Source organism: Arthrobacter sp. Leaf69 (assembly GCF_001422645.1).
Lineage (GTDB): Bacteria > Actinomycetota > Actinomycetes > Actinomycetales > Micrococcaceae > Arthrobacter.
The window spans coordinates 804806-831506 of the sequence record NZ_LMLR01000010.1 but is presented as its reverse complement, the minus strand read 5'-3'; the positions used below and the strand labels follow the sequence as shown (position 1 = coordinate 831506).

General features: G+C 68.0%; 23 protein-coding genes and 1 pseudogene. 4 read left to right on the top strand and 20 right to left on the bottom strand.

Going from position 1 to position 26701, the window contains the following annotated elements; translation table 11 throughout:
• Positions 1–20: 20 nt before the first annotated feature.
• Positions 21–1067 (bottom strand): FAD-dependent monooxygenase, encoded by a 1047-nt coding sequence (locus ASE96_RS09140; protein ID WP_200913014.1) that lies wholly within the window; start codon positions 1065–1067, stop codon positions 21–23.
• Between the two features lie 83 nt (positions 1068–1150).
• Here ASE96_RS09140 and ASE96_RS09135 point away from each other — a divergent pair, with 83 nt between their 5' ends.
• Complete coding sequence (locus ASE96_RS09135; protein WP_082492650.1) at positions 1151–1585, top strand: acyl-CoA thioesterase; 435 nt, start codon at positions 1151–1153, stop codon at positions 1583–1585.
• Positions 1586–1601: 16 nt separating this feature from the next.
• Here ASE96_RS09135 and ASE96_RS09130 read toward each other — a convergent pair whose 3' ends face one another.
• The 3 genes from ASE96_RS09130 to ASE96_RS09120 all read right to left on the bottom strand — a co-directional run bounded on the left by ASE96_RS09130 (position 1602) and on the right by ASE96_RS09120 (position 4172).
• Positions 1602–1994, bottom strand: a complete 393-nt coding sequence (locus ASE96_RS09130) for a nuclear transport factor 2 family protein (protein WP_056428997.1) — start codon at positions 1992–1994, stop codon at positions 1602–1604.
• 116 nt (positions 1995–2110) lie between these two features.
• Positions 2111–3301 carry a 4-hydroxybenzoate 3-monooxygenase gene (locus ASE96_RS09125; protein WP_056428994.1) on the bottom strand — a complete coding sequence of 397 codons (1191 nt, stop codon included), beginning with the start codon at positions 3299–3301 and terminating at the stop codon, positions 2111–2113.
• A 91-nt stretch (positions 3302–3392) separates the two neighbouring features.
• Positions 3393–4172, bottom strand: a complete 780-nt coding sequence (locus ASE96_RS09120; RefSeq protein WP_056428991.1) for an IclR family transcriptional regulator — start codon at positions 4170–4172, stop codon at positions 3393–3395.
• Positions 4173–4363: 191 nt separating this feature from the next.
• On the opposite strand from ASE96_RS09120, the gene ASE96_RS09115 reads away from it, so the two are divergent.
• Positions 4364–5608, top strand: coding sequence for an MFS transporter (locus ASE96_RS09115; RefSeq protein ID WP_156367530.1), 1245 nt, complete (start codon positions 4364–4366; stop codon positions 5606–5608).
• A gap of 26 nt (positions 5609–5634) precedes the next feature.
• On the opposite strand, the gene ASE96_RS09110 is transcribed toward ASE96_RS09115, so the two are convergent.
• From ASE96_RS09110 to ASE96_RS09095, 4 genes are all read right to left on the bottom strand, one after another.
• The gene (locus tag ASE96_RS09110) at positions 5635–6798 is read right to left on the bottom strand and encodes an ABC transporter permease (RefSeq protein WP_056428987.1); all 1164 of its coding nucleotides are present in this window, start codon (positions 6796–6798) and stop codon (positions 5635–5637) included.
• A complete protein-coding gene (locus ASE96_RS09105) occupies positions 6795–7949 on the bottom strand; it encodes an ABC transporter permease (protein ID WP_056429315.1) in 1155 nt (384 codons plus the stop codon). Before ASE96_RS09105 ends, ASE96_RS09110 begins: the two co-directional genes overlap by 4 nt.
• A 19-nt stretch (positions 7950–7968) precedes the next feature.
• Positions 7969–8928 carry an ABC transporter ATP-binding protein gene (locus ASE96_RS09100; protein WP_056428986.1) on the bottom strand — a complete coding sequence of 320 codons (960 nt, stop codon included), beginning with the start codon at positions 8926–8928 and terminating at the stop codon, positions 7969–7971.
• Positions 8929–9045: 117 nt separating this feature from the next.
• The gene (locus tag ASE96_RS09095) at positions 9046–10101 is read right to left on the bottom strand and encodes an FUSC family protein (RefSeq protein ID WP_056428983.1); all 1056 of its coding nucleotides are present in this window, start codon (positions 10099–10101) and stop codon (positions 9046–9048) included.
• A gap of 255 nt (positions 10102–10356) precedes the next feature.
• On the opposite strand from ASE96_RS09095, the gene mscL reads away from it, so the two are divergent.
• Positions 10357–10845, top strand: coding sequence for a large conductance mechanosensitive channel protein MscL (mscL, locus tag ASE96_RS09090; protein ID WP_056428982.1), 489 nt, complete (start codon positions 10357–10359; stop codon positions 10843–10845).
• A 63-nt stretch (positions 10846–10908) separates the two neighbouring features.
• The gene (locus ASE96_RS09085) at positions 10909–11811 is read left to right on the top strand and encodes an amino acid-binding protein (RefSeq protein WP_056428980.1); all 903 of its coding nucleotides are present in this window, start codon (positions 10909–10911) and stop codon (positions 11809–11811) included.
• Positions 11812–11874: 63 nt separating this feature from the next.
• Here the strand turns inward: ASE96_RS09085 and ASE96_RS18810 are convergent, their stop codons facing one another.
• The 12 genes and pseudogenes from ASE96_RS18810 to ASE96_RS09030 form a co-directional block, all read right to left on the bottom strand.
• Positions 11875–14505 carry a WecB/TagA/CpsF family glycosyltransferase gene (locus tag ASE96_RS18810; RefSeq protein WP_082492649.1) on the bottom strand — a complete coding sequence of 877 codons (2631 nt, stop codon included), beginning with the start codon at positions 14503–14505 and terminating at the stop codon, positions 11875–11877.
• A gap of 9 nt (positions 14506–14514) precedes the next feature.
• The gene (locus ASE96_RS19550) at positions 14515–15123 is read right to left on the bottom strand and encodes an acyltransferase (protein ID WP_056429312.1); all 609 of its coding nucleotides are present in this window, start codon (positions 15121–15123) and stop codon (positions 14515–14517) included.
• 63 nt (positions 15124–15186) lie between these two features.
• A pseudogene (locus tag ASE96_RS19545) lies at positions 15187–15603 on the bottom strand (VanZ family protein); the annotation flags it as partial.
• 26 nt (positions 15604–15629) lie between these two features.
• Complete coding sequence (locus ASE96_RS09070; protein WP_056428977.1) at positions 15630–16796, bottom strand: glycosyltransferase family 4 protein; 1167 nt, start codon at positions 16794–16796, stop codon at positions 15630–15632.
• Positions 16793–18043, bottom strand: coding sequence for a glycosyltransferase (locus tag ASE96_RS09065; protein WP_056428974.1), 1251 nt, complete (start codon positions 18041–18043; stop codon positions 16793–16795). The genes ASE96_RS09070 and ASE96_RS09065 overlap by 4 nt, the downstream gene beginning before the upstream one ends.
• A gap of 3 nt (positions 18044–18046) precedes the next feature.
• Complete coding sequence (locus ASE96_RS09060) at positions 18047–19519, bottom strand: oligosaccharide flippase family protein (protein WP_162238816.1); 1473 nt, start codon at positions 19517–19519, stop codon at positions 18047–18049.
• A gap of 116 nt (positions 19520–19635) precedes the next feature.
• Positions 19636–20778 (bottom strand): DegT/DnrJ/EryC1/StrS family aminotransferase, encoded by a 1143-nt coding sequence (locus ASE96_RS09055; RefSeq protein WP_200913013.1) that lies wholly within the window; start codon positions 20776–20778, stop codon positions 19636–19638.
• Positions 20775–21434, bottom strand: a complete 660-nt coding sequence (locus tag ASE96_RS09050; RefSeq protein ID WP_056428969.1) for an acetyltransferase — start codon at positions 21432–21434, stop codon at positions 20775–20777. The genes ASE96_RS09055 and ASE96_RS09050 overlap by 4 nt, the downstream gene beginning before the upstream one ends.
• The gene (locus ASE96_RS09045) at positions 21427–22557 is read right to left on the bottom strand and encodes a DegT/DnrJ/EryC1/StrS aminotransferase family protein (protein ID WP_200913031.1); all 1131 of its coding nucleotides are present in this window, start codon (positions 22555–22557) and stop codon (positions 21427–21429) included. The genes ASE96_RS09050 and ASE96_RS09045 overlap by 8 nt, the downstream gene beginning before the upstream one ends.
• 38 nt (positions 22558–22595) lie before the next feature.
• Positions 22596–23591, bottom strand: coding sequence for an NAD-dependent epimerase/dehydratase family protein (locus tag ASE96_RS09040; RefSeq protein WP_056428961.1), 996 nt, complete (start codon positions 23589–23591; stop codon positions 22596–22598).
• Positions 23588–24697, bottom strand: a complete 1110-nt coding sequence (locus ASE96_RS09035; protein WP_056428958.1) for a Gfo/Idh/MocA family protein — start codon at positions 24695–24697, stop codon at positions 23588–23590. The genes ASE96_RS09040 and ASE96_RS09035 overlap by 4 nt, the downstream gene beginning before the upstream one ends.
• Positions 24698–24716: 19 nt before the next feature.
• Entirely contained in the window at positions 24717–26387 is a 1671-nt protein-coding gene (locus ASE96_RS09030) for a sugar transferase (RefSeq protein ID WP_082492647.1), read from the bottom strand.
• Positions 26388–26701: the final 314 nt, after the last annotated feature.

Here is a 26701-nt window from a genome sequence, read left to right as displayed (position 1 = left end):
TTCAGCGTCACTGGTCAGCGTCAGCGCCCGACGGCGGCAGCGCCGCCCCGCCTCCTGCCGGCGAGCCGCAGCATCCCGTCGCGCAGGGGCTGGGCACTTTCGGCGAGTGCCAGCCGGGCCATGGCGGTCGACGCCACGCGCAATGCCTGGCTGCGCAGCAGTCTCCGCCGGTTGTACGCCTGCAGGGCCTCCGGGAGCGGGCGGGTGTTGAGCAGCTCCGCGAGGGTGACAGCATCGATCAGCGCCTCGCAGGCGCCGCGCCCCAGGTTCGGCATCATGCCGTGTGCCGCGTCCCCCACCAGCACCGCGTTTCCCCGCCGGTAGCTGCCCGGATAGGGCACCGTCCAGACCCGTTGCGCCAGCGTCTCCCCCGGCGTCGCAGCCGCCAGGACCCGGTCTATGCCGTCAGCGCGGCCGGCGAAGCGCGCTCGGGTCAGGGCCAGAGCCTCGCCGACGTCGATCCCTCCGGGGCCCAGCCCCGAGCGGTATGAGGCGTACCAGTAGGTCCGGCCGCGGGATGCGGGTGTGACGCCAAACAACTGCCCGCGGCCCCAGTACTCACCGCCGCCGCCCGGCGGAACCGGCCCATCGATGATGCCGCGCAGCGCCAAATAGGGGCTGAGCCTGGCCTTGGCCCGTTCACCCCAGACACTCCGGCGGACGATGCTGTGCACGCCGTCGGCGCCGACGACGGGGCCCGGACCCGGCAGTGACGTCACCGGCCCGTAGGCCCTGAGCACCGAGGCGGGCACCGCAGCATCCAGCAGCCGGAGCAGGTCCGCCCGCGACACCCCGATAACGTCCGGCGCACCGGCCCGGAGCAGGACGTTCCCGGAACCGTCCCGGAGAGCCATGCCGCCAAAATCCGAGGCGGCCGCACGGATCGCCGGGAGAACACCCACCTTCTGCAGTGCACCCTGGGCTTCCGGCCACATGGCCAGGGACGTCTCCACCGACGGCGGCTCCTCCCGCCGCTCGTGGACCGTCACCTGAAAGCGGCGGGGGTCCAGGTGTGCGGCCAGCGCCAGCCCCGCGATGCCGCCGCCCACCACCGAAAGAGCGTCCATGCCCAGAGTCTACGGCCGGCCCCGGTGCCCGGGGGATCCCGTCACACAGCACCCGGCGCGCACGTGTCGGCTAATCTCGCACTATGGAACCGGCCGACATCACCTTCCGCACCCGCAAGTGGGTGCGGCCAGAAGACCTCAACGCGAACGGCACACTGTTCGGCGGAAGCCTGCTGAAGTGGATCGACGAGGAAGCGGCGATCTACGCGATCCTGCAACTCGGCAATGGCCGGGCCGTCACCAAGTACATTTCCGAGATCAACTTCGTCAGCTCGGCCGTCCAGGGCGACCTGATCGAGATGGGGCTGACGGCCACCCGCTTCGGCCGGACGTCACTGACCATGCGCGCCGAGGTCCGGAACATGATCACCCGGCAAAGCATCCTCACCATCGAAGAGATTGTTTTTGTGAACCTCGATCCGCACGGCAAGCCCGCCCCCCACGGGTACACCGAGATCACCTATGACCGGGACCGGATCCCGACCCATCACCTGACCGAGACACTCGAAGAGGACTAGGCGGCCGTCGGGGCCGTTACGCCCAGAAGTCGTCCCACTTGGCGGTGTCTTCGGAGTACTCGCGGCCCTCGGCAATCTTTCCGTCGCGGACCACAAACGCAATGACGGTGCCCGTGTCGAGTGTCTTGCCGTTGCTCTCGCTGTGGGTCTGCTGGATCGCGACCGTGTGTTTGTCCCCGCCGACAATGTCCTGGACGTCGGCTTGGAAGGAACCCTGGCTGCGCGCTCCCAATTCGCCGAAATACGCCAGGACAGCGTCTCGGCCCTGTTTAGTTCCCGACAGCACGCCGCCTCCGGCTGCGTGCCAGACTGCGTCCTCCGCGAACACCTCGCTGAGGGTCGCCATATCCCCGGCGTTGAAGGCTTCGTACCCCCGCCGAACCAGTTCAACATTCTCTGCGGTTCCCATGATTGGACACCTCTCCGTCGTCCTTGTCGGGTTGTGCTGGGACGGTTCAAGGCTAGTCCTGGCCACGGAGCGTGTCGATGGAAATATGAACTCCTTCAGGAGTTTCGGCAGACGTCCTAACGCGAGCCCGGCCAGCCCGTGTACGCCTCGGCGAGGTAGGCCCGGCCGTGGCGGGATGACACCACCGAGTTGAGCTCGCCGAGCTGGCGGGCGCGGGCGAAGTCGTCCGCGCCGGCCGGGGTGTGCAGCATGGACGTCATCCAGTACGAGAACTGTTGCGTCTTCCAGACCCTGTCCAGGGCACGGTCGCTGTATCCATCCAGCAGCCCGGTGTGTCCCGTTTGGTAAAAACTGTCGAGGCCTTCAAAAAGGACCTTGACGTCGTTCAGCGCAAGGTTCAGGCCCTTGGCCCCCGTCGGCGGGACGGTGTGCGCTGCGTCGCCGGCGAGGAAGAGCTTGCCGTGCCGCATCGGGGCGAGGACCGAACTGCGGAACTTCAGGACCGTCTTGTCGATGACGGGCCCTTCCTTGAGTTCGAAGCCGTTGCCGTTGACGCGGCCGCGGAACGTTTCCCAGATCCGGTCATCGCTCCAGTTGTTGACGTCCTCGTTCGGGTCGCACTGGAAGTACATCCGCTGGACGGTCTCGGTCCGCTGGCTGATCAGGGCGAAGCCGTTCGCGGAATTGGCGTAGATCAGTTCATCGGAGCTGCGCGGCGCCTCGGCGAGGATGCCGAACCAGGCGAACGGGTACTCGTGGACAAACCTGTGACGCCGGTTTTCGGGGATCGCGGAACGGGCCTGGCTGCGGGAACCGTCGGCTCCGGCGACGAAGTCCGCCTGGAGTTCGTACTCCACGCCTTCCGCGTCGGTGAACCAGACCTTCGGCGTGCCCTCGAGGTCATGGAGGGAGGTGTCCGTGACGCCGTACCGGACGTCGCCGCCGTCGGCCTCGCGTCGTGCGGCGAGATCAATGAAGACGTCGGTCTGCGGGTACAGCCAGACCGACTCCCCCACGAGCTCCTTGAAGTCGATTCGGTGGCTTTCACCGTCAAAGCGCAGTTCGATCCCGTCGTGCCGGTCGCCGTCACGCAGCACCCGGTCCGAGACTCCGCTGTCCACCAGCAGGTTCACCGAGCCGTGTTCCAGGATGCCGGCACGGACGGTTTCCGAGATTTCCTGACGGCTGCGGAGCTCGATCACCGTGGATTCGATCCCCGCCTTGGCCAGCAGGTGGGACAGCATGAGCCCTGCCGGGCCGGCCCCCATGATCGCGACCTGGGTGGTGATGACGTTGCGGTTCGCCATGGTGTCCTCGCTCCGTTGCGGGGCCGCGAATCAGTGTCCGGGCCGGATGGATCTTCTCGCTAACAGTGTGGGGCCGGGGCGAGGACTCGCGTTACGGCACTTCCGTTGAACGGAATTCGGTGACGCTTTGGGATTCACCCAGCCGGCGTCCGATGCCCCGGGCAGCGGTCTGCAGGGCGGGCACCAGCGCCTGCAGGCGCGTCTCATGCAGGGGGACCACGACGCCGATAGCGGCCACCGTGCGCTTCTTCCGGTCCCGCACCGGAACGGCGACGCCCCGGGTGTCCGGGTCCACCACGCCGGCCAGCTGGGCATAGCCCTGTTGGGCCGCTTCGCTCAGCAGGCGGCGCAGCTCGTCCACCGCCAGCCTTCCGGTGGGATCCGCGAAGCCTCCGACATACTCGGCTTGCACGTGCCTGGGCTGGTTGGCCATCAGCACCAGCCCGGCGGAGGACACGTGCACCGGCATGCGTCCGGCCACCTGCGCCCGGTTGGCCACCGAACCCCGCCGGGACAGCCGCTCCACAAAGAGCACCTCGCTGCCGTCCAGCACGGCCAGGTTCACATTCTGGTTGAGCACCTGCTGGATATCCTCCATAAACGGCAGGGCCGCCTGCCGGAGTTCCAAGGTGGGTGAATTCCGGTTCACAAGCTCCCACAGGCGCAGCCCCAGCCGCACGGAACCGCCGGCTCCCAGCTCCAGCAGACCATGCCCGGCAAGCTGCCGGACCAACCGGTGCGCCGTGGTCAGGGGCAGCCCGGCCCGGGTGGCCAGCTCCGTCAGCTGCAGGACATTGGAGCCTTCCGGAAAAGCTGCAATGACCCGCACCACGCGGTCCACCACGGAATCTCCAGAGCCCGAGTTGGCCATGCGTCCTCCTTACCGGGCGGAGCCCATCATTCCATTGAATGGTTTTAGGTGTCCCACGTTACACCCGCCGGTGATACAACTCTCAGGTCGGATGCTGCCCGAATGCCCGTTGCCGCGCACCGGAAGCCCGCTCAATCCTTCGCCTTCGTGCCCGCTCGACGCCGAGCCCTATCTTCGAGGTTGCCATGCCAATGACGTCCGCTGACCGCACTTCCCGCTGGCCTGTCTGGCTCTGCTGGCTGGCCATGGTGCTGGACGGTTTCGACCTGGTGGTGCTGGGCACAGTCATTCCGACACTGATCAAAACCCAGGAACTCGGGTTCGACGCCGTCGGAGCCACGTTGGCCGCCACGATTTCCCTGGTGGGCGTGGGCCTGGGCGCGCTCTTCATCGCCCCACTCTCGGACCGGTTCGGCCGCCGCCGGCTGCTGATCGCCTGCGTTGCCTGGTTCTCCCTCTTCACGCTCGCCATCGTGATCGCCCCCAACGTCCTGGTGTTCAGCATCTTCCGGCTCCTGGCCGGCGTGGGCCTCGGCGCTTGCCTGCCCGCGGCGCTGGCCTACATGAACGACTACGCCACCAAGGAGGGGTCGGCCGGCCGGTCCACCACCAGGACCATGACCGGTTACCACGTCGGCGCTGTCCTCACGGCCCTCCTGGCCCTCGCGCTGATCCCGAACTGGCGGATGATGTTCATCATCGGTGGCGCTGCCGGGCTGGCCTTGCTGCCGTTCCTGTGGTTCAAGCTGCCCGAGTCCCTGCCGCCGGTCCGCCAGGCCGCTGAACCGGCGCAGGCGGCCAGCTTCCGCGACCTCGCCAAGAAGCCCTACCCTGTGGTCGCAGTCGGAATCGGGATCGCGTCCTTCATGGGGCTGCTGCTCGTCTACGGCCTGAACACGTGGCTTCCGCAGCTGATGGCCTCCGCCGGCTACTCCATCGCTGCCGGCATCGGGCAGCTGCTTGTCCTCAACGTGGGCGCTGTCGTCGGGCTCTTCGTCGCCGGTGTCCTCGCGGACAGGCACGGTGCCAAAAAGGTGGTCCTGCTGTGGTTCGGCCTGTCGGCCGTTCTCCTTGCCGTGCTGAGTATCAAGCTGCAGAATGAACTGCTCCTCAACGCGGCTGTGTTCGTCACCGGCGTCTTCGTCTTCAGCTCACAGGTCCTGGTCTACGCCTGGGTGAGCCAGCTCTTCCCCAGCCGGCTGCGGGCCACCGCCCTGGGCTACTCCGCGGGCGTCGGCCGCCTGGGCGCCATCCTGGGCCCAGCCGTCACCGGCACCCTGGTGGCCGCCGGCATCGCCTACCCTTGGGGTTTCTACGTCTTCGCCGCAGCGGCCCTGATTGCCGTGGCCGCACTGGCCATCGTGCCGCAGCGGGTCCCGCACAGCGAGCCTGCAGCTGCTGAGGTCGCGGGGGAGTCGGCGCCCGCGGAAATCTAGCCCGTCAGGCTGCGGCGCTCCGGCGGTCAGAGGGCCCGGTTGAGGCTTCGCCGCAGGAGCCAGGCGCCCAGCACGAGAAGCGCCGCAGCCATGCCCGCCAGGACTCCTAACTGGGGCAGGATATCCGCAAGGGTGACCTCGTGCCGCTGGATGTCGGCAAGCGCATCGTAAGCCCAGCGGTGCGGAGTGGCGAGGGAGATCGCGGCGAGGGTTTCCGGGAAGAACTCAGGCGGCACCATGCAGCCGCCCAGGCCGGCCAGCACGAGTCCGGCGCCCACGCCAACCCCCGCTGCGGCGGTGTCGTTGTCCATCACCGATCCGATCATCATCGCGGCGGCTGCCGAGACCGCGCAGAAGAGCACCAGGACCAGGCCGGACAGCCACAGATTGCCCCAGTCCACGCCGAACAGCAGCGCGGTGCCCACCATGATGAAGCCGCCCTGGACGAAGGCAATGGCGAACCGTCCCATCGCCTGCCCGGCGACGACCTGGCCGCTGGAGACCGGGGCCGACATGACCCGGCCCACCACACCATAGCGCCGGGCCTGGATCAGCGTCGCCGCGCCGGTGAGCGAGCTGAGGAACACAAAGAGCAGCAGTTGCTGCGAGGCACCGAGGTCGAACCGGCCCAGCCCCCGGAATTCCTGCTCCACATCGTTCGCGTCCACGATCTCCACGGTCGGCACCGCCACCTGCTCGGCGGCCTGGTCCAGGGCCGTGCCGGCGTGCTCTTGGGGAACGCCGGCGCCGCTCAGGGCGGCGAGCTGGCCCCGCTCCAGGCCCACCGCCTGCACGGCGCTGCGGACCTGCTGCAGCACGGCCTGCGCCGCGGATTCAGGCGCCACCACGACGTCGAGCTCCGCCGGCCGCCCGGCGTCGAAAGCCTCCGCATCGGCGTCGTCGAGGAACAGCCCGACGTCGGCGCGTCCGCGGCTGAGGTCCGTCCTCGCCGCGTCCGCGCCGGTCGCCGTGACGTCGGCTCCGGACGCCTCAAGCTCCGCGGTCAGGGCCTGGGACAGTGCCGAGCCGGGTCCGGAGATGGCCACCCTGGCCTGGCCGCTGCCGGCACCGAACTGCGAACCGAGCAGCAGGATCAGCATGAGGGGGAAAACAAAGACGAAGAAGATGTTCGACTTGTCCCGCAGGAAGCGCCGCAGTTCCACCGCAGCGATCGCGGCCATGGTCTTCATGCCTGCGCCCCCCGGTCCGGCAGGAAGCGCGAAAGGACGAGCCCGGCCGCGGCGAAAGCCAGCATCACCGCGACCGGCCCCGTCACGTCGCGGAGAGTCCCCCCACCGGCTGAGATCCCCAAACCCCGGATAAACGCGCCGATCGGATTGAGGTCCAGCAGCGTAGCGGCGAAGCCGGTGCCCTCGACCGGGAAGAAAGCGCCGCCGGCGATCCCCAGCACCATCGCCAGGATGGCCTGTGCCACGTTCGCTTGCTCAGCCGTCCGGACCAGCCGGGCGACCACGAACGTGAGGCTCGTCGCGGCGGTCGCGACGCAGAGGATCAGGGCTGCCACCACCAGCGGAGATCCGAAGGAAACGTCGAACAGCCGGGAGCCGGCCGTCAGCAGGACGGTGGTGGCAACAACACCCAAAATAAAGCCGGTGCAGGCCTTGGCCGTAATCACCGTGACGGCGGTGACCGGCATCGACCGCAACCGGGCCAGCGTGCCCTGTTCCCGCTCGGCGAGCAGGCCCAACACGCCGAATCCGACGGTGAACATCAGGAACAGCCCGGCCTGGCCCGCGACAAGCGTGCCGCGGAGGGAGAGTTGTTCGGCGGCTGCCTGTCCTTCGGTCAGGGTCAGCAGGGCCGGCCCGGCCGCGGCCTGCTCGGCCAGCGCCGCGAGATCCTGGTGCGGCAGCCCGGCAATGCCGCCGGCTGCGGCGGTCACCGTTCCGGCGGATATCTGGTCCACGACCCCTTGGACCACGGAGATCAGCACTCCGGATTCGAGCGTGGCGTCGCTGCCCTCGAGCAGTTGCACCGACGCGGCCTGCCCGGACAGCGCGGCGTCGCTAAACCCTTCGGGAACAATGATGCCGAGCTCGGCGCCGCTGGCCTGCATCTCGCCGCGGACATCCGGGGCCGGGACCCGCTTGATGGTCACGTCCATGATTTCGAGGGATTCGACGGCGCCCAGCAGTGCGGCACCCAGCTGGTCGGCGTCGTCCGCGCTGGCGACGACGGTGACCGGCTGCAAGTCAACGGTGTCGTCGCCGAGGCCGCCGAACACGAGGCTCAGCACTCCCATGAGTGCGAGCGGGACAATGAGGGAGAAAATAAAGACGGACTTGTCGCGGATGCGCTGCCGCAGGTCATTCGCGACCATGGTCCACAGCCCACGCATCTCAGTCCCTCAGCGCTTTGCCGGTGAGGTGCAGGAAGACGGACTCAAGGTCGGGCCGGACGATCTCCACGGACGTGACGGACATCCCGGCGTCGCCGGCGCCGGTCACGATCCCCGCGAGTGCCGTGGGTCCGTCGCTGACCGTGAGCATGAGTCCGGACCCGTCGCTGTCAACGTGCTGCACGGCCGGCAGCGCACGCAGGGCCTCCGCGGCCAGGGCCGTGCTGCCGCCGCCGCGGAGGTTGATCCGGTCCACCCCGCCGGTCAGGGTGATTAGCTGGTCCCGGGTGCCCTCGGCCTGGAAGCGGCCCTCGTCGATGATCGCAATCCGGTCGCAGAGCCGCTCGGCTTCCTCCATGTAGTGGGTGGTGTAGAGGACTGCCATGCCTTCGACGGAAAGCCGTTCCACGGACTCGAGGATGGAGTTGCGGGACTGCGGATCCACTCCGACGGTGGGTTCGTCCAGGATCAGCAGCGCGGGCCGGTGGAGCAGCCCGATGCCAATGTTCAGCCGGCGCTTCATGCCCCCGGAGTACTTTTTGGTCAGGTCGCCCGCACGGTCGCTCAGCCCGATCAGTTCCAGCACCTCGTTGGTGCGCCGCGTGAGGTCCTTGCCCGTGAGTCCCTGCAGCCGGCCGAAGAACTTCAGGTTCTCCCGGGCTGTCAGGTCCGGGTAGATGGCCAGCTCCTGCGGGACCAGGCCGATGACCCGCTTGGCCTCCGTCTCGGACGGCGTCATGTCACGGCCCGCCACCCGGACAGAGCCCTCGTTGGCCGGGATCAGGCCGGCGACCATGGAGATGATGGTGGTCTTTCCCGCGCCGTTGGGCCCCAGCAGCCCATAGGTTTCCCCGGCACGGATGTGGAAGGAAACACCGTCGACGGCGGTCAGGTCCCCGTAGCGCCTGACGAGCCCCCGGACGTCCAGCACGTCCTTGGCTGTTACCTCAGCAACGTCCACAGCACCCCCAGTCGGCTTGCACAGTCGCCCTGCGCAGTCGCCCGGCGCAGTCGTGTCCAGACTAGCCTTCCGTGCGGGGTACCGCCGGGACAGGGCACTTGGACCCCGTGTCGCCCGTCAGTAGGGTGTGCGGAGTCGCCGCCACACCGTTGGGGCCAGCACCACGGCGATGCCGACGGCGGCGCCGATGACAGTGTCGAAGATCCGGTCCCGCAGCAGGATGCCCGGCGGCACGGGCGCGACGAGCAGCGTCGAGATCAGGGCCAACGGCGTCACGAAGATCTGCGCCAGGACATACTGGCGGGCGATGAACATCTCCGCGCCGAACTGGCAGGCGGCGATCACCAGGACTGTCTGCCAAGGGACGGGCTGGAGGAGCAGGATCGCCGCGAGCAGCACCAGCCCGAGAGCGGTGCCCACGATTCTCTGCAGACCGCGGCTGACGCGGTGACGGGTGGTGTGGCCCACCAGCGGCACTACGGCGGCCACCATCGCCCAGTAGTTGTGGCCGAAGCCCAGCCGTTCCCCCAGCAGCGTTGCCAGGGTGCCGGCCAGGCCCGCCGCCACGAGGTAGCCGATGCTTTCGAGCAGGGCCGTCCGCTTTTCTGCCGGTGTCAGGGCTGCCGCGGCGGCCGGCACCCACGGCGTCCGGCGGCTCGGGACCACACGGGAGGAGATCCCGAGCAGCAGGGCGAAGGCAACGGTCAACGCGCCCACGAGCATGCCTTGCCAGAGCGGCGGCTGGTTGGGGATGGACGCGATCGCGGCGAAGGCAAAGATGTGGAACAACGAGCCGGCAGGGCGGAGCCGCCACGAGGCGACGATCAGCGAGCAGCTTCCGGCCACCAGTGTGGTCGCAACGACCTGGAGCCAAATGGTCTCCGCCGCTGTGAGCCCAAGGGCCACCGCCGCGCGGGCGGTCAAGGCGGCGAGCAGCATTACCACCAGCATCAGCGCCCCGGCACGGAACTGAAGGCGGGAGCGCCTGGCGTGCGGCTCGTTGCGGCCGTAGATTCCGGCGAAGGCTCCGAAGGAGGCGAAAATCGCCAGGTCCAGGCGGTCCAGCAACACCAGGGTGATCAGCGGGATAAAGACTCCGATGGCGCAACGAAGGGCCACTTGGTGGTCCTTGTTGCCGGGAGCCATGGTGAACATCTCCGCAAGCATCTTCACGGGTGGCGGCGCCTTTCTCACGGTCGGATTATTACGACGGCGGCGCTGGCATCCTCGCCCGATTTTACGCCCGGACGGCCGCGGACCCGGCATTCCCATCCATTCAGTGGAGCCGGCACACATTGAGAGACAAGTCGGCGGACAAGACAGGAGACACCTCGGCGGACGGGGCCGCGGAAGTGATAGCGTCTAGCGGTTGATCCCCCGCGCCGGGGTCACGGCACACCGAGTTACATCAAGGCACACGGAGGACCCATGCTCAAAGGATTCAAGGACTTCATCCTGCGCGGCAACGTGATCGAACTGTCCATCGCCGTGGTGGTCGGCACCGCATTCACAGCCCTGGTCAGCGCGTTTACGGCGAACATCGTAAACCCCATCATTGCGGTGGCCGGCGGGGTCAACACCCGCGGGCTGGGCTTTCCAATCCTGCCGGGGAACGATAAGACCTTCCTCGACTTCGGCGCTGTCATCACGGCGTTCGTCACGTTCATGATCACGGCCGCCGTCGTTTATTTCATCTTCGTGGCGCCAATGAACCGAATCAACCATATGGTCAAGAAGCGCCTCGCCACTGCGGAGCCGGAGGAGGAACCGGTCCCGGCGGACACGGCCCTGCTGGCCGAAATTCGTGACCTGCTGGCCCGGATCGCCGGCGCGGAGCACGAACGGACGGCCGATCACGCCGCAGAGGAACGGGCCGGGGAACGCGCCGTCGAGGCCGTCGGCGAACGCAGCCGCTAGGCAGAACAGAATCGTCACCGGCCGGCAATAGCCCCGTAACAGCGGGCGGACATCATGGGACCCATGAAGCCCCCAGCCCGCAGCACAAATCACAGCAGAACACCGGCCTCCGAGCTGAGCTGCGAAGTCTGCGGCCAGATGCCCGAACCCACCAAAACCAGGCTGACCTTGGCCAATATCGCCGTGATGCTGCCCATCGAGCTGCTGGTCCATGCGGCCGTGGTGGGAACGCACCTGCCCTATGCAGCCAAGGTCCTCGTCCTCACGCTGACCGCCACCATTCTGGTTATCTGGGTGGCGGAACCCTCCGCGACGCGGATGCTCCGGACCTGGCTGCATGCCCCCGCGTTGCGGCACCGCAGCCGGCTCGGTGCCGCACCGGCCCTGTGGCGGGCCCGCACTGTGCTGAAGGACCGGCCCGGTTCGCTGCAGAAACTCACGCAGTCGCTGGCACGGCTGGAAACCAACATCCTCAGTATCCATGTCCACCCGGTCCACGGCGGCGTGCTGGACGAGTTTGTGCTGTCTGCTCCCGGCGAACTGCGCGAAGCGGAACTGCTCAAAGCCCTGCGCGACGGCGGCGGAGCCGACCCGCATGTCTGGCCCACCACGGCGCTGGCAATGGCCGACGGGCAGACCGGGGCGCTGAGCCTCGCGGCCAGGATCGCCGCCAACCCCGAGGAGCTGCCGCTGGCGGTGGCGGAACTGCTGCGCGCACGGATCGAACCCGTGCCCGACTCGGACAGCGTGGCTCACGCAGCGACGGCGCGCCGTCAGCCCGCAGCAAGCAGCACAGGGCCGGTGCCGGCGGACGGGAGCGTGCTGCGGATCCCGACCGCCTGGCACGGTCCGATCACCTTCAGCCGTGCCGGGGAGCCGTTCACCCCGGCGGAATCCGCCCGCGCACACCGGCTGGCGGAGCTGGCCGAGATCCTCGCACACCGTCCCGCCGCCTCCGCTCGCTGACGGGCGTGACCGGTCCGGCTCCAGCAGCCCGCCGGAGAGCCCGGCCGGAGGGGCCGGCCTTGGTCAGCGCGGGGTGCGGGCCGCCGACGACTGCCGGGTGCTGCTGTCGCGTTCCCATCCCTCGTGACTCCCGCTCCCCCGGCGGCCCGCCAGGGCAAACGCCACGTACACCAGGGCATGGGCGGCGGAGATCGGCCCCCGAATGGAGCGGGCCACCTCGGACAGCGTCCGGCCGGCCGTTCCGTGCCGCCGGTGAGGGGAGCCGGGCCGACCGTTTTGCTGGGCGTTGCCGCGGTAAACGCGGTGCAGCACCGCGATCTGGTCCTTCGGCGTCCGGGGCGGGCGCACGAGAACGGGCTCCACGTCGAGGACGGCTTTTTCCCCTGGATCGAAGAGCCGGTCCACGAACAGGTCATCGGAGGTCAGGTCGGGGAACTCCCCGAATCGCTGCCGCCCCTCCCGGGAGAGTCCATACACCCCGCCTCCCCACAGTCCGTTGCGGGCCGACGGAAGGCGGAGCCTGGTCAGGTAGTACGAGCGGACCAGCGGGTGTGTGTCCTGCAGCTCGAAACGGGCCGCCGGGCGCGCGGCCAGCACCTGGCCCGAGATGAGGGCCTCCAGAACGGCACGCACCGCGTCCGGACTGATCTGCACATCCGCGTCGACGTAGAGCCGCGGCCAGTGTGAGGCGGCGGCGTCACCCGCGTTGAGGGCGGCGGCCTTGGATGGCTGTTCCAGCTCCAGCACGGTGACGCCGTCGAAGCCGCGGGCGATCCGGGCGGTCTCATCGGTGCAGCCGTTGCAGGCCACGATGATCTCCAGTTGCCGTGCTGCGGCCAGCGGGGCCAGCGGGGCGAGCGTCCGCGCGATCACGGCGGCCTCGTTGTGCGCCGGAATGATTACCGCGCCCGGCGGGAAGCTGTCGGACGCTGCCGCGTCCTTGCTTGGGCCGGGCAGTGCACCCCAGCTTCCCTCCTCGAGCACGGTGCGCAGCACGCCCCTGCGCTCCGGTTTCCAGCAGCGCAGCAGTTCAGAGAGCGCGGCGGCCCCGTGGAAGGCCCGGGCATACGCCGGGGAATGGTATTTGCGGATGTAGCGGATACGGTTCACCGCCATCAGGGCATTCAGCCGGGCGGACGCGCCGGAGCCGCCGCCCTCGTGGGTTACGACGGCGGCGGGTTCGTACCAGACTGTCCCGCCGCTCATCCGCAGCCGGCGGAAGAAGTCTGTCTCTTCCGAGTAGAGGAAAAAGGATTCGTCCCAGGCCACGGAATCGGCCAGCGGGCGGGTGACCATCAGCGCCGCGCCGCTGGCCCAGTCGACGGTGTGCGCGTGGGCGTAGCTTTCCGGGTGGAAATCCGTCGATGCGAGCCATCCGGGGCGGCCCGGCAACCTCCGCCCAAGGAAGGCGTCGCCAAGGGCGCGGCTGACGCCCGGTTCCCGGTGGAGGGTGGGGCTGGTGGTGCCCTGCGCGTCCAGGATCCGGGGCACCACAGCGCCCGCGTTCGAGGTGCGCAGGCGGTGCAGCATGGCCTTCAGGCAGCCTCGCCCCACCGTGAGGTCCGGGTTGAGGATCACGATGGTTTCGGCGTCGCCGGCTCTCCGCAGGGCGGCGTTGATCCCGGCGGCGTACCCCACGTTGCCGCCGCTTGCGAAGGCGATCACATCCGGGTGACGGTCGCGGACCCGTTCGAGGGTGCCGTCCCGGGATGAGTTGTCGGCCAGCAGCACACGCACCGCCAGGTCGGCCGTCTCCGCCCGCAGACCCTCCAATAGGGCGTCAATGTCGGCGGCATTGTTATACGTGACGACCACGACGGCGGCCTCCGCCGTACCGTCCGGTCCGGTGAACCGCCCGGGGGTGCAGGGCACGGGGGCGAGCCGGGCCGGTTCCTCCGACAGGTCCGGCGGCACGGTGTACGATCCGGTCCTGAGCTTCAGATACGCGGACGGCCCGTCCAGCAGGTACCGGCCGGCCAGCCGCTTCGGCTCCAGCGCCAGCCGATAACCCCATTCCAGGCCGCGCCGGCTGACCCACTCGGGAGCGCGCTGCACCCGCCCGGCCAGGAAGTCCACTGCGGCGCCGAATGCCAACAGGACGCCGGCTCCTGTTTGAGCGGCATAACGGTCGATCCACAGCTCTTGGCGCGGTTTTCCCAGGCCGACAAAGAGGATCTGGGCGCCGGAGCCTGCAATCTCGCCGGCAAGTCGTTCAGAGTCGGCGGCCGAGGCCAGTTCGCTTCGGGCCGGGGACCACATCCCCGCCACCAGGAGCCTCGGGCGTTCGGCGGCGATTTTCTCTGCCAGCAGCCGCTGGTTTTCCTCCGAGCCGCCCAGGAAGCCGACCGTCAGGCCGAGTTCTTCGGCCCGGTTCAACAGCGGGGACGCCAGGTCGCTGCCGGCCAGCCGGGGCCAGCGGCGTCCGGTCAGGCGCTGCGACTGGGAGACCAACGGGGCGCCGTCGACCAGGTGGACCCAGTCCACGACGCTGCCCGGATCGGCATGCAGGGTTCCTGCCCAGCGGCCTCCCGCACCGAAATGGTTGAGATGGTCAAGATTGACCGAGGCCACGGCAAGCGGCCGGGGTCCTTGCTGGGCGGCTCGCCGCAGAATCAGGTCCAGGGCAGGCCCGGATTCCATCAGGTCCACGGGCGTTCCACCCAGGACCACCTTGCTGCTGGCCGGTTTCTCCATGATTCCCCCTCAGTATGCCTCGACGGGCGCCAGTTGACCGTTGCTCTCGACGTACCGGCGGCCCGTGACAGGACAAAGCCAACGCCCGACGTCGTCCTGCTTCAGCGGGTGCCCGGCCTCGCCCACCCACCCCGCATTGCGTGCGGGCACACCGACCACCACCGCATAGTCCGGCACGTCCCTGGTAACAACCGCCCCGGCGGCCACGGTGGCCCACCGGCCGATGGCTACGGGGGCAACGCAGACGGCCCGGGCGCCAATGGAGGCGCCCTCGCCGACGGTCACGCCAACGGCGTCCCAGTCCCCGGAGCCCTTCAGCGTTCCGTCGGGAGTGACCGCCCGGGGGTGCAGGTCATTCGTGAGCACGGCCGCGGGTCCCACAAAGACGCCGTCCGCGAGGCGGGCCGGTTCGTAGACCAGGGCGTAGTTCTGCAGCTTGCAGTTCGCACCGATGACGACACCCGGGCCCACGTAGGCGCCGCGGCCGATGGTGCAGTTGCTGCCCACCCTGGCGTCCCCGCGGATCTGCGCTAGGTGCCAGATCGTCGTTCCCTCGCCGATGACTGCCGTCTCCGCCAGGTCTGCTGATTCGGCGACGGTGCCCTTCTTTCCGTCAATGTGTGGTGCGGTCGGACCTTGACTGGCTTCGGGCCTCCGGCGCCCGCTGCGCACAAGTTGCACCGCTACCGCACCGAGCAAAGCGCCGAGGCTGTTGGCGGCTATATCCCGCAGGCTGCCATGACGCTCGTTAATCACGAGGAGCTGTATCCCTTCGATCGCAACCGAGGTGAACAGGCCCGAGAGCACGGCCAGCCACCACCGGCGTTCCGGCACTAGGAGAGCGACCAGCAGTCCCATGGGAACAAAAAGGACGATGTTGGCCGCTGTTTCGAGGTCGCTGTAATCGACGCCTGCAGTTATTTGATAGCCCTGGAGCACAGCCAGGAGGTCGGTCAATGCCCCTTCCCATGGCCGGTCCACCGGACTGGGCCAGAACCCGATCAACGCGAGCCCAGCCAAGTAAAGGATTAGCAGGGCAAGGACGCTGCGACGTGCATCGTCGCCGCCGTGGTGCGATTCCCGGCTCCCTAACGCCATGTTCTTTGGATGTTTCTCGTAGTGTTTCACGACGTCGTGCCCGCCCGGGATCCGCCGGAAACGGATCCGGCGCCGGTTGTTGAGGCGGTTGCCGACAGGGCGTCAAGAATCCTGCCGGCGACGTTGGTCCACGAGGCGGTTGCCGCCACTTGCGCGGCGGCTTCTCCCATGGCCCTGGCCTGTTGCGGTGCTGACAGGCGGACCATCGCCTCGGCGATGCTGCCGGAGTCGGAAGGATCCACGGTCCAGGCGCCCCGCCCGAGTAGCTCCCCGGCGCCCCCGAAAGGGGTTGCGATGACCGGTATGCCGGCAGATGCTGCCTCCAGGTAGGAGATCGGCGACGGGTCGAACTTGCTGGGTAGGACAAAGCACGTCGCCACCGCGTACAGCCGGTCGAGGACCTCTTGGCTGGCGGCATTGTCCTTTGGAAGGAAGCCGTGGTCGACGACGCCGGGAGCATCAATGAGCGGATGCTCTCCGACGACGTGCATCGTCGCCGCCGGGACGCGCTCCCGCACCCGGGAGAATGCTTCCAGCACTCGAGCTCCGTTCTTGCGCTGCCAGTCGACGCCGACGAAGAGAAAGGTCGGTTTCGACCAGTCCTTGTCACCGGCTGCGGCCGAGCGTGGCCGGTGCCCCATGCCGACGACGGCAATACGGTCCCGCGGAATCGCATAATCGTCAGCGAACGAACGGGCGGCCCACTGGGTACTGACGCAGCACACACTGGCGGCCCTGCTGGAATCTGACTGCCTCCGGATCCACCTGCGGACGTGATGGGGCGGGAAGTCGCCGCTTCTGATGTCGGAACCTGGATGGTCCCACATTTGCTTCAGCGTCCCGTCGTCGTAAGTCGCGCACGGCACGCCGGTGGGAATAACGGTTGCCAGATCATACATTTCTGTGCCCATCGCCACGACGGCGTCCAGCGGAGCTGCCTGGCTTAGACGCCTGGCCAGGATCAGGGTGCGCGCAAGGTTCCGCACCGGCATCCTGTCCATCACTGCGCCGCGGCGCCCGGTTACTCGGGACAGGACTGCCACCATTTCGTGGAGTCCGTGCGGGACGTCCGCCGCCAACGGAACGACCGTGATGCCCTGGCTGGCCAGCCCGCGGGAAAGCCCATAAGGGGTGCCGGACCAGTTCCGGGGATCCAATGGATTCCGGACCGGATACAGCAGACCGATTCTCATGATGTTTTCTCCGTCTCTAGATTGGCCGCCCCAGCCGCCGGCAAGCTGACCTGGACCGCCCCCCTGTGCGTCGCGGACCCCGGGTTCCGCCGGAGCCGCCGGCGTAGGTGTTCGATTTCCAGCGGAAGATCCCGGGCCCAGCTCTGGACGCCGGTGCTCCTGAGTGCCCGGTCGTATGTGTCGACGAGGTGCAGGGCCATTGCCGGGAGCCCGAAGTTCCCCACCGCGAAGTCCCGGCCGTAACGCCCCAGCACCTCCCGCAGCCGAGCGTCAGTTAATAGAAGGTGCAGTATTTTCCTCAGCTCTCCGACCGCATCCGGCATGGACTCCGGGCTCCAGAAGCTGTTGCGGAAGTGTTCTGCCGAGTTGTCCGGCGTGAACATCCGGAACCAGCCCGCTTCACCGGCAACTATGAGGGGCTTTCCGAAGGCCAGGCTTCGCGCCGCAGAACCGCCCATCCCGACGAGCACGTCCGCCGCTGCGTACGCGCAACGGGGATCGGCCAGTGGACCAGTCAGCACCACCGCGCGTCGGCGCTGGTCCGCATTTACTTTCCCGGCGAGCGCCCGAAGCCGGCTCTCGGCGTCACCGGTGCCGACGATGACCAGGTCCACGCCCGGGTTCGCGTTGGCGCCCACTGCTTGGATTGCGGCCTGGACAGCTGCGGCCTTCATGTCCTCGTCAAGGCGCGTAACCATAACCACCCGTAGGTTTCCGGGATTCAGCCCCAGTCGGTTGATGAAGGAGTCCCCGGACACCGCACGGGGGTCATCCCGGGAGGTATCGACCGGCGGGCTGATCAGTGTTGTCCCTGCGCGCCAGGCAAATTCTTCCTCCAAGTACTTGGTTCCGACGATGAGCTCCGTGTGCCGGGGAGTCATCGGGTCAACGGCCATTTCGTAGACGGTCAACACGAGGGGCCGGCGCCCGAACAGGCATGGTCCCCACCAGGCCGGGCGTGATGTCCAGGAACCATAGACGTGGACCAGGTCAGCGTGGCGCTCCTTGGCCAGTCGTGCCATCGCGATGGCGCCGGCGACGGTACTTCGCGGACGGTCCAGGGTCTCCAGCTTCACGGCTCGTTCTTTCGCGATGTCAAACAACGATGGCCCTCGCGGCAATGTGTCCGCAGGACCGACCAACACGGATTCGTACCCGTGTGCGGCTACTGCGGCAGCGAAGTCCACAGCGTTGATTTGGGTGCCGCCCAGGGCGAGGCTGTTGAGCTGAACAAGTACCCTGGGCATGGCCTAAACCCTCCTCCCGGCGTGGCCCCGAGGTTCTGGGGAGCCCGGCACGTGCCGGCCCCTTCCCCCGGACAGCCGGAGCCAAGTCCCGGGGAGCATGGGGTACAGCAGCCCCCACGTCAGGAACCCGTACACGACAGCGCCGAAGGCACCCCCGATGGCGAGCTTGGCCAGATCCGGTGCCACGGGCCAGGTCACAAGACCTGCCACAATACCTGCGGCCATGGATGCCAACGCTGGCCTGCTTATTGATCGCAGGACCATACCGGTGCGGGCGCCGGTAGCTCTGCGCACTGCCCACAAGTAGGCGGGCAGGGTCACGGTACTGATGACCACGATGTGGGCAATGCCGATTCCGACCAGGCCGGCGAAATGGATGCCTGCCGTGAGTGCCGGAATCAAGCTGATCAGGGCCACAGCCTGCACCGCAAAAAGGACCCAAGTGCGACCTGTGGAAATCACGACGTTCGCGAAAAGCAACCCAAGGACGAATACCACTCCATAGAATGAAAGCACCCGCAACACCGGCCCCGCCTCCACCCACTGGTCCCCGTATATCACTGCAACAAGCGGAGTCGCGAAGGTGCAGGTGAAAGCCGCGATGGGACAGGCGATGAGGGCGACCGTGCGGGTGGCATGGTCCAGGGCCCGCGGGACGTCGCCGCCGTCGCGTTTGACGCTTGAAAAGGCGGGCAGGATGATTCCGTTGAGGACGCTGCCGATAATGGCGGTCGACCACATGCAGACGTTGAAGGCAAGCATGTACAGGCCGACGTCCGCTGTGGACATCAGCCTGCCGACGAAGACGTAGTCAACATTCAGCAGCACCTGGCTCAGCACGTTGGCCAGGGCGAGCGGTGCCCCAAAGGTCAGCAGAGGCCTGACATACGCCGTGTTGAAACCCAACGGGTATTTCTTTTTTACGCTCAAAAACATGAGCGTACCTGCCACGAGTTGGCCGACAACCCGCGACCAGGCAAAGGCGGCCGCGCCGTCGCCGCCGAGGGCAACGAGAATCAGCACCGCACTGCCTGGAATAAACGAGATCATGTTTGCCCGGAAGACCAGGTCCTGTCGGAATGTGCTCTGAAGCTGCGCACCGGGAACAGCGAAGGGCCCGATCAGGGCCACACTGAGGGCCAGGATCAGGATCGGCCGCTGGGCTGCGGGGGATCCAAGAAAGTCCGCGATGGCCCCGGCGAACAGCGCCATCAGCCCGGCAAGAAAAAGACTCGTTATGACGGAAATGCTGGCCACGGTGGGAGCTATTTCGTCGATGTCCAGATCCGTTCGCGCAATCGCCGATGCGACGCCGAGTTCTGCGATGCTGATGAGAATGGCATGTGCCGTGACCGCCAGGGCGAAGACTCCGAGTTCATCCGGCGCGACGATCCGCGCCACCACCGCCATCAGGACGATGTTGCTGAGGCGCAAAAGCAGGGTGCTGGCCCCGGCCCACACAGAACCCTTCTTCACATCCGCTACCAGGTCCTGAAGTCTCTGTTGGTCCTCAGCCGTGGACTCCGCGGCAGGGCCCTGAGCGGGCGCGGAGGAAGTGCGCAGCTGAGGCAGCCCGTTCCGGGACACCGACGTCATCGCGCACCCAGGTTTCGTACAGATTCCATGAGGGCGTCCGCCACATACTGCTGCTGCGCTTCGCTGATGTGCGGGAAGATCGGCAGCGACAGGATCCGGCCGGCGGCCTGCTCCGCGACCGGGAAGGAACCGGAGCCGGCACCCAGTTCCCGGTAGGCCCGGCTGAGGTGCACCGGGACCGGGTAGTGGATTCCGGCGCCGATGCCCGCGTCGTTTAAGGCCGCAAGCACCCGGTCCCGTTCGGCGACACGGATGACATACAAATGCCAGACATCGACATTTCCTTCTGCGGTCCGGGGCAGCTCAACGCCCGGCAGGTCCGCCAGCAGGTTCCGGTAGCGGTCCGCTGCCCTCCGCCGTCGTTCGTTCCACCCGGCCAGCCTGCGCAGCTTGGCGTTGAGCACCACGGCCTGGACGGTGTCGAGGCGTGAGTTCATCCCGATCGCATCGTGCTGGTACTTGTGGTCGCTGCCATGGGCGCCCAGCATCCGCACCCGGGCCGCGATGTCTTCGTCATCGGTCACCACCGCGCCGGCATCCCCGGCGGCGCCAAGGTTCTTGCCCGGATAGAAGCTCGTGCCGGCCGCGTGTCCCAGCGTGCCGGCGAAGCGTCCATGCCGGGATGCCCCCTGGGATTGGGCGGCATCTTCGACTATGACGGCGCCGCAGGCGGCCGCAACCGGTACCAGCCGCTCAACGAACGCTGTTTGGCCGAACAAATGGACAGGAATGATCGCTTGGGTCCGGGGTGTCACCGCTGCTGCCACCCGGTCGGGATCGATCAACAGGTGCACCGGGTCAACGTCGACAAGGACCGGCACGGCGCCTATCCGGCTCACCGCCTCGGCAGTCGCGATGAACGTGTTGGCGGGCAGGATGACCTCTCCACCCGCCGTAACCCCGGAAGCACGCAGTGCCAGTTCTACGGCGTCCGTGCCGTTGGCCACCCCGACGCAGTTCGCGGCGCCGAGGAACCGGGCGTAGGCCTGCTCGAACTCCGCCACGGCGGGGCCGCCGATATACGAAGCCTGGGTGAAGACCTCCTTCAGCCCCGCGTCGACTTCGTCGGCGATCTCATCCTGCTGGGCGGCCAGGTCCACCATGGGGATGAAGTCGCCGGCGCCCCCGGGCCGGGTCATCGTCCGCCACCTGCTGCGGCCGGTGACGGCTCGAGCACCCGCGCCGGGACTCCGGCCCAGGTCTCGCCGTCGGGCACGTCCGCCAGGACCGCGGCGCCCATCCCGATCCTGGTTCCGGCCCCCACCCGCGCGCGTTCCCGCACCGAGGAGTTCATGCCCAGGTAGGCGGCACGCCCGATCCTGACCCCGCCGCCAAGCGAGACGCCGGCGGCGAGGGTGGCGAAGTCCTCCACAACGTCGTCATGGGTCAGCGTCACCCCGGGCATCATCACAACGTGGCTTCCGACAGTGATTCCGGCAGTGAGCGTGACATGTCCCAGCAGGATGCTCCCCGGGCCGATATCGCAGCAGGACGGGATCCGGACCGACGGGTCCAGCACTGTCGCGAAGCGGTGGCTCCGGAATCCCAGCCCCGCCAGCCTGGCGACGACCCGTTCACGCCCCGTGCCGGCGCCGATGCAGACAACCGCCCGCGCTTCCGGATACCGGAGGGCGAGGCTGGCGGGCCCCAGGATCGGGGCGCCGTCCAGGTTTGACCCCGCCCTGGATTCGTCGTCGTCGAGCACTCCGACGACGTCGAACTGGCCGTTATCGCGCACGCACGCCAGCACCTCCCTGGCCAGGCCGCCGGCGCCAATCAACAACAGCTCAGTCATCAGATTTCCCCGCAGCCCTCAGGATCGAACGGATGACCCGGGACTGCTCGTCCAGGGTCAGTTGGTGGTAGACCGGCAGGATCACGGTGTGGTCCGTGAGCCGCTCCGTCACGGACAGGTCCGCCCTGCCGGTGTCCAGCCCGGCGTAGGCGGGTTGCCGGTGCGCGGCCATGATGCCGCGCCGGGCGGAAATTCCGTCCCGCGCCAGCCACTCCAGCAGTTCCTCCCGCCCGAGGGTGAACTCCGGCAGGACCTCAAACCAGAACGACTGGAAGTTGCTGGTGCCGTATTGCGGGTCCTCGCTGAAGCGCAGGCCCTCGACGTCGGCAAGCGCCTTCCGGTAGGCCGCAGCGATGGCGCGGCGCCGGGACACTGCCTCGCCCAGCCGGTCCAGTTGCACGAGGCCGACGGCGGCCTGGATATCGGTCATCCGGTAGTTGAACCCGATCTCCCCGTACTCCTCCGCCGGCGCCAGGACCGAGGCATGCCGGTCGTTCGCCGAGACGCTCATGGCATGTTCGCGCAGCTTCCGGGCACGGTCAGCCCAGGCGGCGTTGCGTGTGGTCAGCATCCCGCCCTCGCCGGTGGTAAGGATCTTGCGCGGGTGGAAGGACCAGGCCGCGATCTCGGCACCTGCACCCGCTGGCCGTCCCCGGTACGTGCTGCCCGCCGCGCAGGCCGCGTCCTCAATCACGGTGATGCCCAACCCGTCGCAGAGGGCGCGGATCGGATCGAGGTCCACCGGCATGCCGCCCTGGTCCACCACAATCACGGCGCGGGTGGCCGGAGTCAGGGCGGCGGCGAGGGTGCGCACGGACACGTTTCCGGTGTCCGCCTCGACGTCGGCGAAGACCGGCCGGGCACCGACGTAGGTGACCGCATTGGCGGTAGCGATGAAGGAAAGGGAGGGCACCACGACGTCGTCGCGGGCTCCGATGCCTGCCACTTTCAGCGCCAGGTGCAAGGCAGTGGTGCAGTTGGAGACCGCGACGGCGTGGCGGGCCTGTTGCGCGGCGGCGAAGGCTGCCTCGAAGCGCGCCACGCGGGGGCCTTGCGCCACCCAGCCCGAGGCGATGACTTCGGCCACCGCCGCGGCCTCCTCCGGTCCGAGCCACGGCTTCATGACATTGATCCGGGCCAGGGACCGGTCCTGGTTCACGATCACCGTGCACCACCCACCCTGGCGTCCGCAATTTCTGCGCGCAGGGGCCGCCACCACTCAACCAGTTCCCGCAGCCCCTCCTCCAAGCCGGTTTCCGCCGTGAACCCCAGGTCCCGGCGTGCCGCGGCCGTATCCGCCTGGCGTTTGACGACGCCGTTGACGGCCCGCTCAGGTCCGTGCTCCACGTGCAGCTCCGAATCCATGGCCCGCAGCAGCGCCTCGGCCAGTTCCAGCAGGCTGGTCTCCGCGCCGCTGGCGATGTTGTACACCCCCTCGACCACTCCGCTGCCCGCGGCCAGGATATTGGCGCGGGCCACGTCCCTCGTGTGCACGAAGTCCATGGTCTGCCGGCCGTCGCCGAAGATCAGCGGCGGCAGCCCGTCCTCTATGCGCTCCATCCAGCGCACCAGCACCTCGGTGTACAGGCCGTGGACGTCCATCCGCGGGCCGTACACGTTGAAATAGCGCAGCAGGACGTAGTCCAGTCCGGACATGGCGCGGAAGCTGCGGGCCATGGCCTCGTTGAAGGACTTGGCCGCGCCGTAGAACGTGTCGTTGTTGTAATGGTGATGGCGTTCGGGCGTCGGAAACGTCTCCGCCATGCCATAGACCGAGGCGCTCGAGGCTGCGACGAGCTTGCCGACCCGCTGCGCCGTCGCCGCTTCGAGCACGTTGAAGGTCCCGTCCACCAGCACTTCGAGGGCCAGCCGGGGTTCTTCGGCGCATTGCGTGATCCGGATCGCCGCCTGGTGGAAGACGATGTCCTTGCCCCGGCTCAGGTCGTGAACCAGGTCCCGGTCCAGGAGGTCTCCTTCGATGAGTTCGACCCGCCCGCCCGCCAGCGCCGGATCGAGGTTGGCCCGCCGGCCCCTGACGAGGTTGTCCAGCACGTCCACCCTGCCGGCGCCGGCGTCGAGCAGGTGGTCCACGATGGTGGAACCGATCGTCCCGGCGCCGCCCGTGACCAGGATCTGTGCCCCTTGCAGGATGCTCATCTGCTTGCCTCCAATTGCGGTTCGTTACCGACGACGATGCTGGGTTTCCCGTCCGCGCTGAGGCTGTCACTGACGGCCTCGAGGACGGACAGCACACGGAGCCCGGCGACGCCGCTGGTCCGGGCGGGGCGCTGCTGCCGGATGCTGCCGGCGAACTCGGCCACCATCTGGCCGAGGGCCTCGTGTTCGGGCAGCGCCGGCGACCACGTGTCGCCCAGCCGGTAGGAGATGGCGGAGGCTTTCCGGTCCGCGGCGGACGACTGCCGGTCGAGGCTGATCCCTCGGTCGTAGACGCTGATCCGCTGCTGGGGATTCAGGTCGTCCCAGACCAGGGTGCGCCGGGAGCCTCCCACCACGAGCTGGCGGATCTTGGTCGGGCTCAGCCAGTTGACGTGGACGTGGGCCATGGCGTCGTTGGCCAGCGCGAACGTCAAATGCCCTACGCAGGCCCGGCCCGTGCCAAGGGGGTCCGCTCCGTGCGCTGAGACTTCCATCGGCCGCAGCCCGTCGGGGAGGATGAAGTCGAGAATGGCCAGGTCATGCGGGGCAAGGTCCCAAAAGACGTCCACGTCCGGCTGCACGAGTCCCAGGTTGATCCGGACCGAATCGATGAACAGAATCTCGCCCAGCGACCCGTCCGCGATCAGCTCGCGGATCTTCAGCACGGCCGGGGTGTAGCAGTACGTGTGGTCCGCCATCAGGACCAGGCCGCGGCCCTCCGCTTCCTCGACCATCTCGAGCCCCTTGGTCCGGCTGTCCGCGAGCGGCTTCTCGACCAGCACATGTTTCCCAGCTTGCAGGGCCGTCAGGGCGATGCCGTGGTGCGTGTGGGCCGGCGTCGCAATCGCCACGGCGTCAACCTCTTCCAAGTCCAGCAGTTCGTCAACGGAGGCGAAGACCGGGACGCCGCCCTGCGCGGCCGCGAGTCTGGCGGCTTTGCCCTGGTCCAGGTCCACAATGCCGGCGAGTTCCCAGTCAGGGCTTGCCGTGAAATTCCGTGCCAGGTTGGGTCCCCAGTAGCCGGCGCCGATGACCGCGACCCTCAGCGGCGCGGCTGCTGCCTCCAGGTCCAGGCCGCGGAAGTACCCCGAACGTGATTCATCCATTTTGTGTATCCTCACTCAGTCAGTACGCGCCGGCGGGCGCGCACATAGCTCGGAAGGTGCGCCACATGATGATGACGTCGCCCATGATCGACCAGTTTTCGACGTAATAAAGATCGAGGCGTACGGCCTCGTCCCACGGCAGGTCCGAGCGGCCGTTGACCTGCCACAGCCCGGTGATCCCGGGTTTGATCAACAGCCGGCGGCGCGTGTGGCGCTCATAGCGGCCCACCTCGCGCTGCAGCGGCGGCCGGGGCCCGACCAGGCTCATCTCGCCGGTCAGGACATTCCAGAACTGCGGGAGTTCGTCCAGCGAGTACCGCCGCATCCAGCGTCCGCATCGGGTGACCCGGGGATCGTTGTGCATCTTGAACAGGACACCGGCGCCCTCGTTTTGCGCCCCGAGCCCGGCCAGCGCGGCCTCTGCGTTGACCACCATGGACCGGAACTTGAGCATCCGGAATGGTTTCCCGGCCTTACCCACGCGCTCCTGCCGGAACAGGACGGGCCCCGGGCTGCCGTGCTTGACGATGACTGCCAGGACCAGGAGCACCGGCGAGAGCAGGACCAGCGCCGTGGCGGCCACCGTGATGTCCAGCAGCCGTTTGCAGGCATGCTTGCCGCCGCTGTAGCGGGGTACGTCGACGTGCATCAACGGCAGCCCTTCCACCGGACGCCAGTGGATCCGGGGGCCGGCGACGTTGGTGAGGGACGAGGCCAGCACGAGTTCCGCCTGGTGCTCTTCCAGCCCCCATCCCAGTTCGCGGATGTACTGGTTTCCGCCAGGCACCGGACCGGCCACGATGACCGCCTCCGCGCCGCAGCGGCCCACCGTCCGGACGACGTCATCGGTGGAGGACAGCACTGGCACCTGGCGCCCGTCGGCGTCGAACCGGGCCCCGCGCCGCCCTCCGGGCAGTGACACGCCGAGTATTTCGTAGACGGCGCCTGACTTCCGGGCGATGCGCTTGAGCACGTACCGCACATCCTCGGCTTGGCCGATCACAATCGCCTTGACGAGGAACTGCCCCTGGGCCTGCCGTGCGTTGTACCAGCGGCGGGCAATCAGACGGCTGCCGGGCAGGAGAATGAGGCCCAGCGGGAGGGACACCAGGTAGAACGCCGACGCCGGCTGGATGCGGAACGCCACCAGCAAGACGGCGAGCAGCCCGAAGACCGCCCCGCTGGCGGCGGCCACCCGCTTGTATTCGCTGCTCCCGGCGCCCAGGATCTTCGGGTCCCGAGTGCGGTAGAGGCCCAGGGCTGCCACCCACATCACGACCAGGAGGGCTCCGATCAAACCTCCGTTGACGTCGGCAAACGTTGCCGCGAACGGCTGGTCGCCCTCGTAGTGGACCAGGAAACCAGCCAGGACGCAGATGGTGACCAGCAGGCAATCTGTGGCACGTAAGACACGGCGCAGGAACCGCGCCCATTCGCGGCCGGAGAGCCGCGCCTCAGTGGACGGTCCAGTGGACGGCTCGGCGGCCTTCCCCTCGGCACCGGTCGCCCGTGGGACGGCGGTTCTGGGCTGCGGCGGGAGCGTTGCGGAGGCATTGTGGGCTGCGCGGGGCACGTGGAGTGTGTGTGACGCGTAAGCGAGGTCGGCCAGGGTGCCGCCGGGGCGGCCGGCGGTGTGCCCGGCGCCAGAGAGGGTCAGCCGAAGCGGCGTGCCCTCTGCCTGCGGCGTCACGGGCGCCCGCAGGGGTGAAGGGTGGACGATTCATCCGCACAAAAAAATGCAGGTCGGTCATTGGTCCGACCATCCGGGGCGACAAGGGGCATGCGTGCCATTGCGACTCCCTCCAAAAGGCAATTGGCTGCATCGATTGATGCCTGAGCCAATCCAAGTTGGTGGTAACGCTTTGGACACGAGTGGTTGATACCCGAGTTGATACTTGCCTTTGCGAACAACATTCCGGCGGCGGCGTCCGGGTAGTACTCACCACCCGGACCGCCGCCCCCGCGCTGTCACCGGATACCGGCCGGCAAGTACTGCCAGCGACC

Bases quoted from the DNA above. Each gene is read 5' to 3' on its own strand.
- ASE96_RS09140 (WP_200913014.1), bottom strand. From the start codon at position 1,067: ATGGACGCTCTTTCGGTGGTGGGCGGCGGCATCGCGGGGCTGGCGCTG.
- ASE96_RS09135 (WP_082492650.1), top strand. From the start codon at position 1,151: ATGGAACCGGCCGACATCACCTTCCGCACCCGCAAGTGGGTGCGGCCA.
- ASE96_RS09130 (WP_056428997.1), bottom strand. From the start codon at position 1,994: ATGGGAACCGCAGAGAATGTTGAACTGGTTCGGCGGGGGTACGAAGCC.
- ASE96_RS09125 (WP_056428994.1), bottom strand. From the start codon at position 3,301: ATGGCGAACCGCAACGTCATCACCACCCAGGTCGCGATCATGGGGGCC.
- ASE96_RS09120 (WP_056428991.1), bottom strand. From the start codon at position 4,172: ATGGCCAACTCGGGCTCTGGAGATTCCGTGGTGGACCGCGTGGTGCGG.
- ASE96_RS09115 (WP_156367530.1), top strand. From the start codon at position 4,364: ATGACGTCCGCTGACCGCACTTCCCGCTGGCCTGTCTGGCTCTGCTGG.
- ASE96_RS09110 (WP_056428987.1), bottom strand. From the start codon at position 6,798: ATGAAGACCATGGCCGCGATCGCTGCGGTGGAACTGCGGCGCTTCCTG.
- ASE96_RS09105 (WP_056429315.1), bottom strand. From the start codon at position 7,949: ATGGTCGCGAATGACCTGCGGCAGCGCATCCGCGACAAGTCCGTCTTT.
- mscL (WP_056428982.1), top strand. From the start codon at position 10,357: ATGCTCAAAGGATTCAAGGACTTCATCCTGCGCGGCAACGTGATCGAA.
- ASE96_RS09085 (WP_056428980.1), top strand. From the start codon at position 10,909: ATGAAGCCCCCAGCCCGCAGCACAAATCACAGCAGAACACCGGCCTCC.
- ASE96_RS18810 (WP_082492649.1), bottom strand. From the start codon at position 14,505: ATGGAGAAACCGGCCAGCAGCAAGGTGGTCCTGGGTGGAACGCCCGTG.
- ASE96_RS09070 (WP_056428977.1), bottom strand. From the start codon at position 16,796: ATGAGAATCGGTCTGCTGTATCCGGTCCGGAATCCATTGGATCCCCGG.
- ASE96_RS09065 (WP_056428974.1), bottom strand. From the start codon at position 18,043: ATGCCCAGGGTACTTGTTCAGCTCAACAGCCTCGCCCTGGGCGGCACC.
- ASE96_RS09055 (WP_200913013.1), bottom strand. From the start codon at position 20,778: ATGACCCGGCCCGGGGGCGCCGGCGACTTCATCCCCATGGTGGACCTG.
- ASE96_RS09050 (WP_056428969.1), bottom strand. From the start codon at position 21,434: ATGACTGAGCTGTTGTTGATTGGCGCCGGCGGCCTGGCCAGGGAGGTG.
- ASE96_RS09045 (WP_200913031.1), bottom strand. From the start codon at position 22,557: ATGAAGCCGTGGCTCGGACCGGAGGAGGCCGCGGCGGTGGCCGAAGTC.
- ASE96_RS09040 (WP_056428961.1), bottom strand. From the start codon at position 23,591: ATGAGCATCCTGCAAGGGGCACAGATCCTGGTCACGGGCGGCGCCGGG.
- ASE96_RS09035 (WP_056428958.1), bottom strand. From the start codon at position 24,697: ATGGATGAATCACGTTCGGGGTACTTCCGCGGCCTGGACCTGGAGGCA.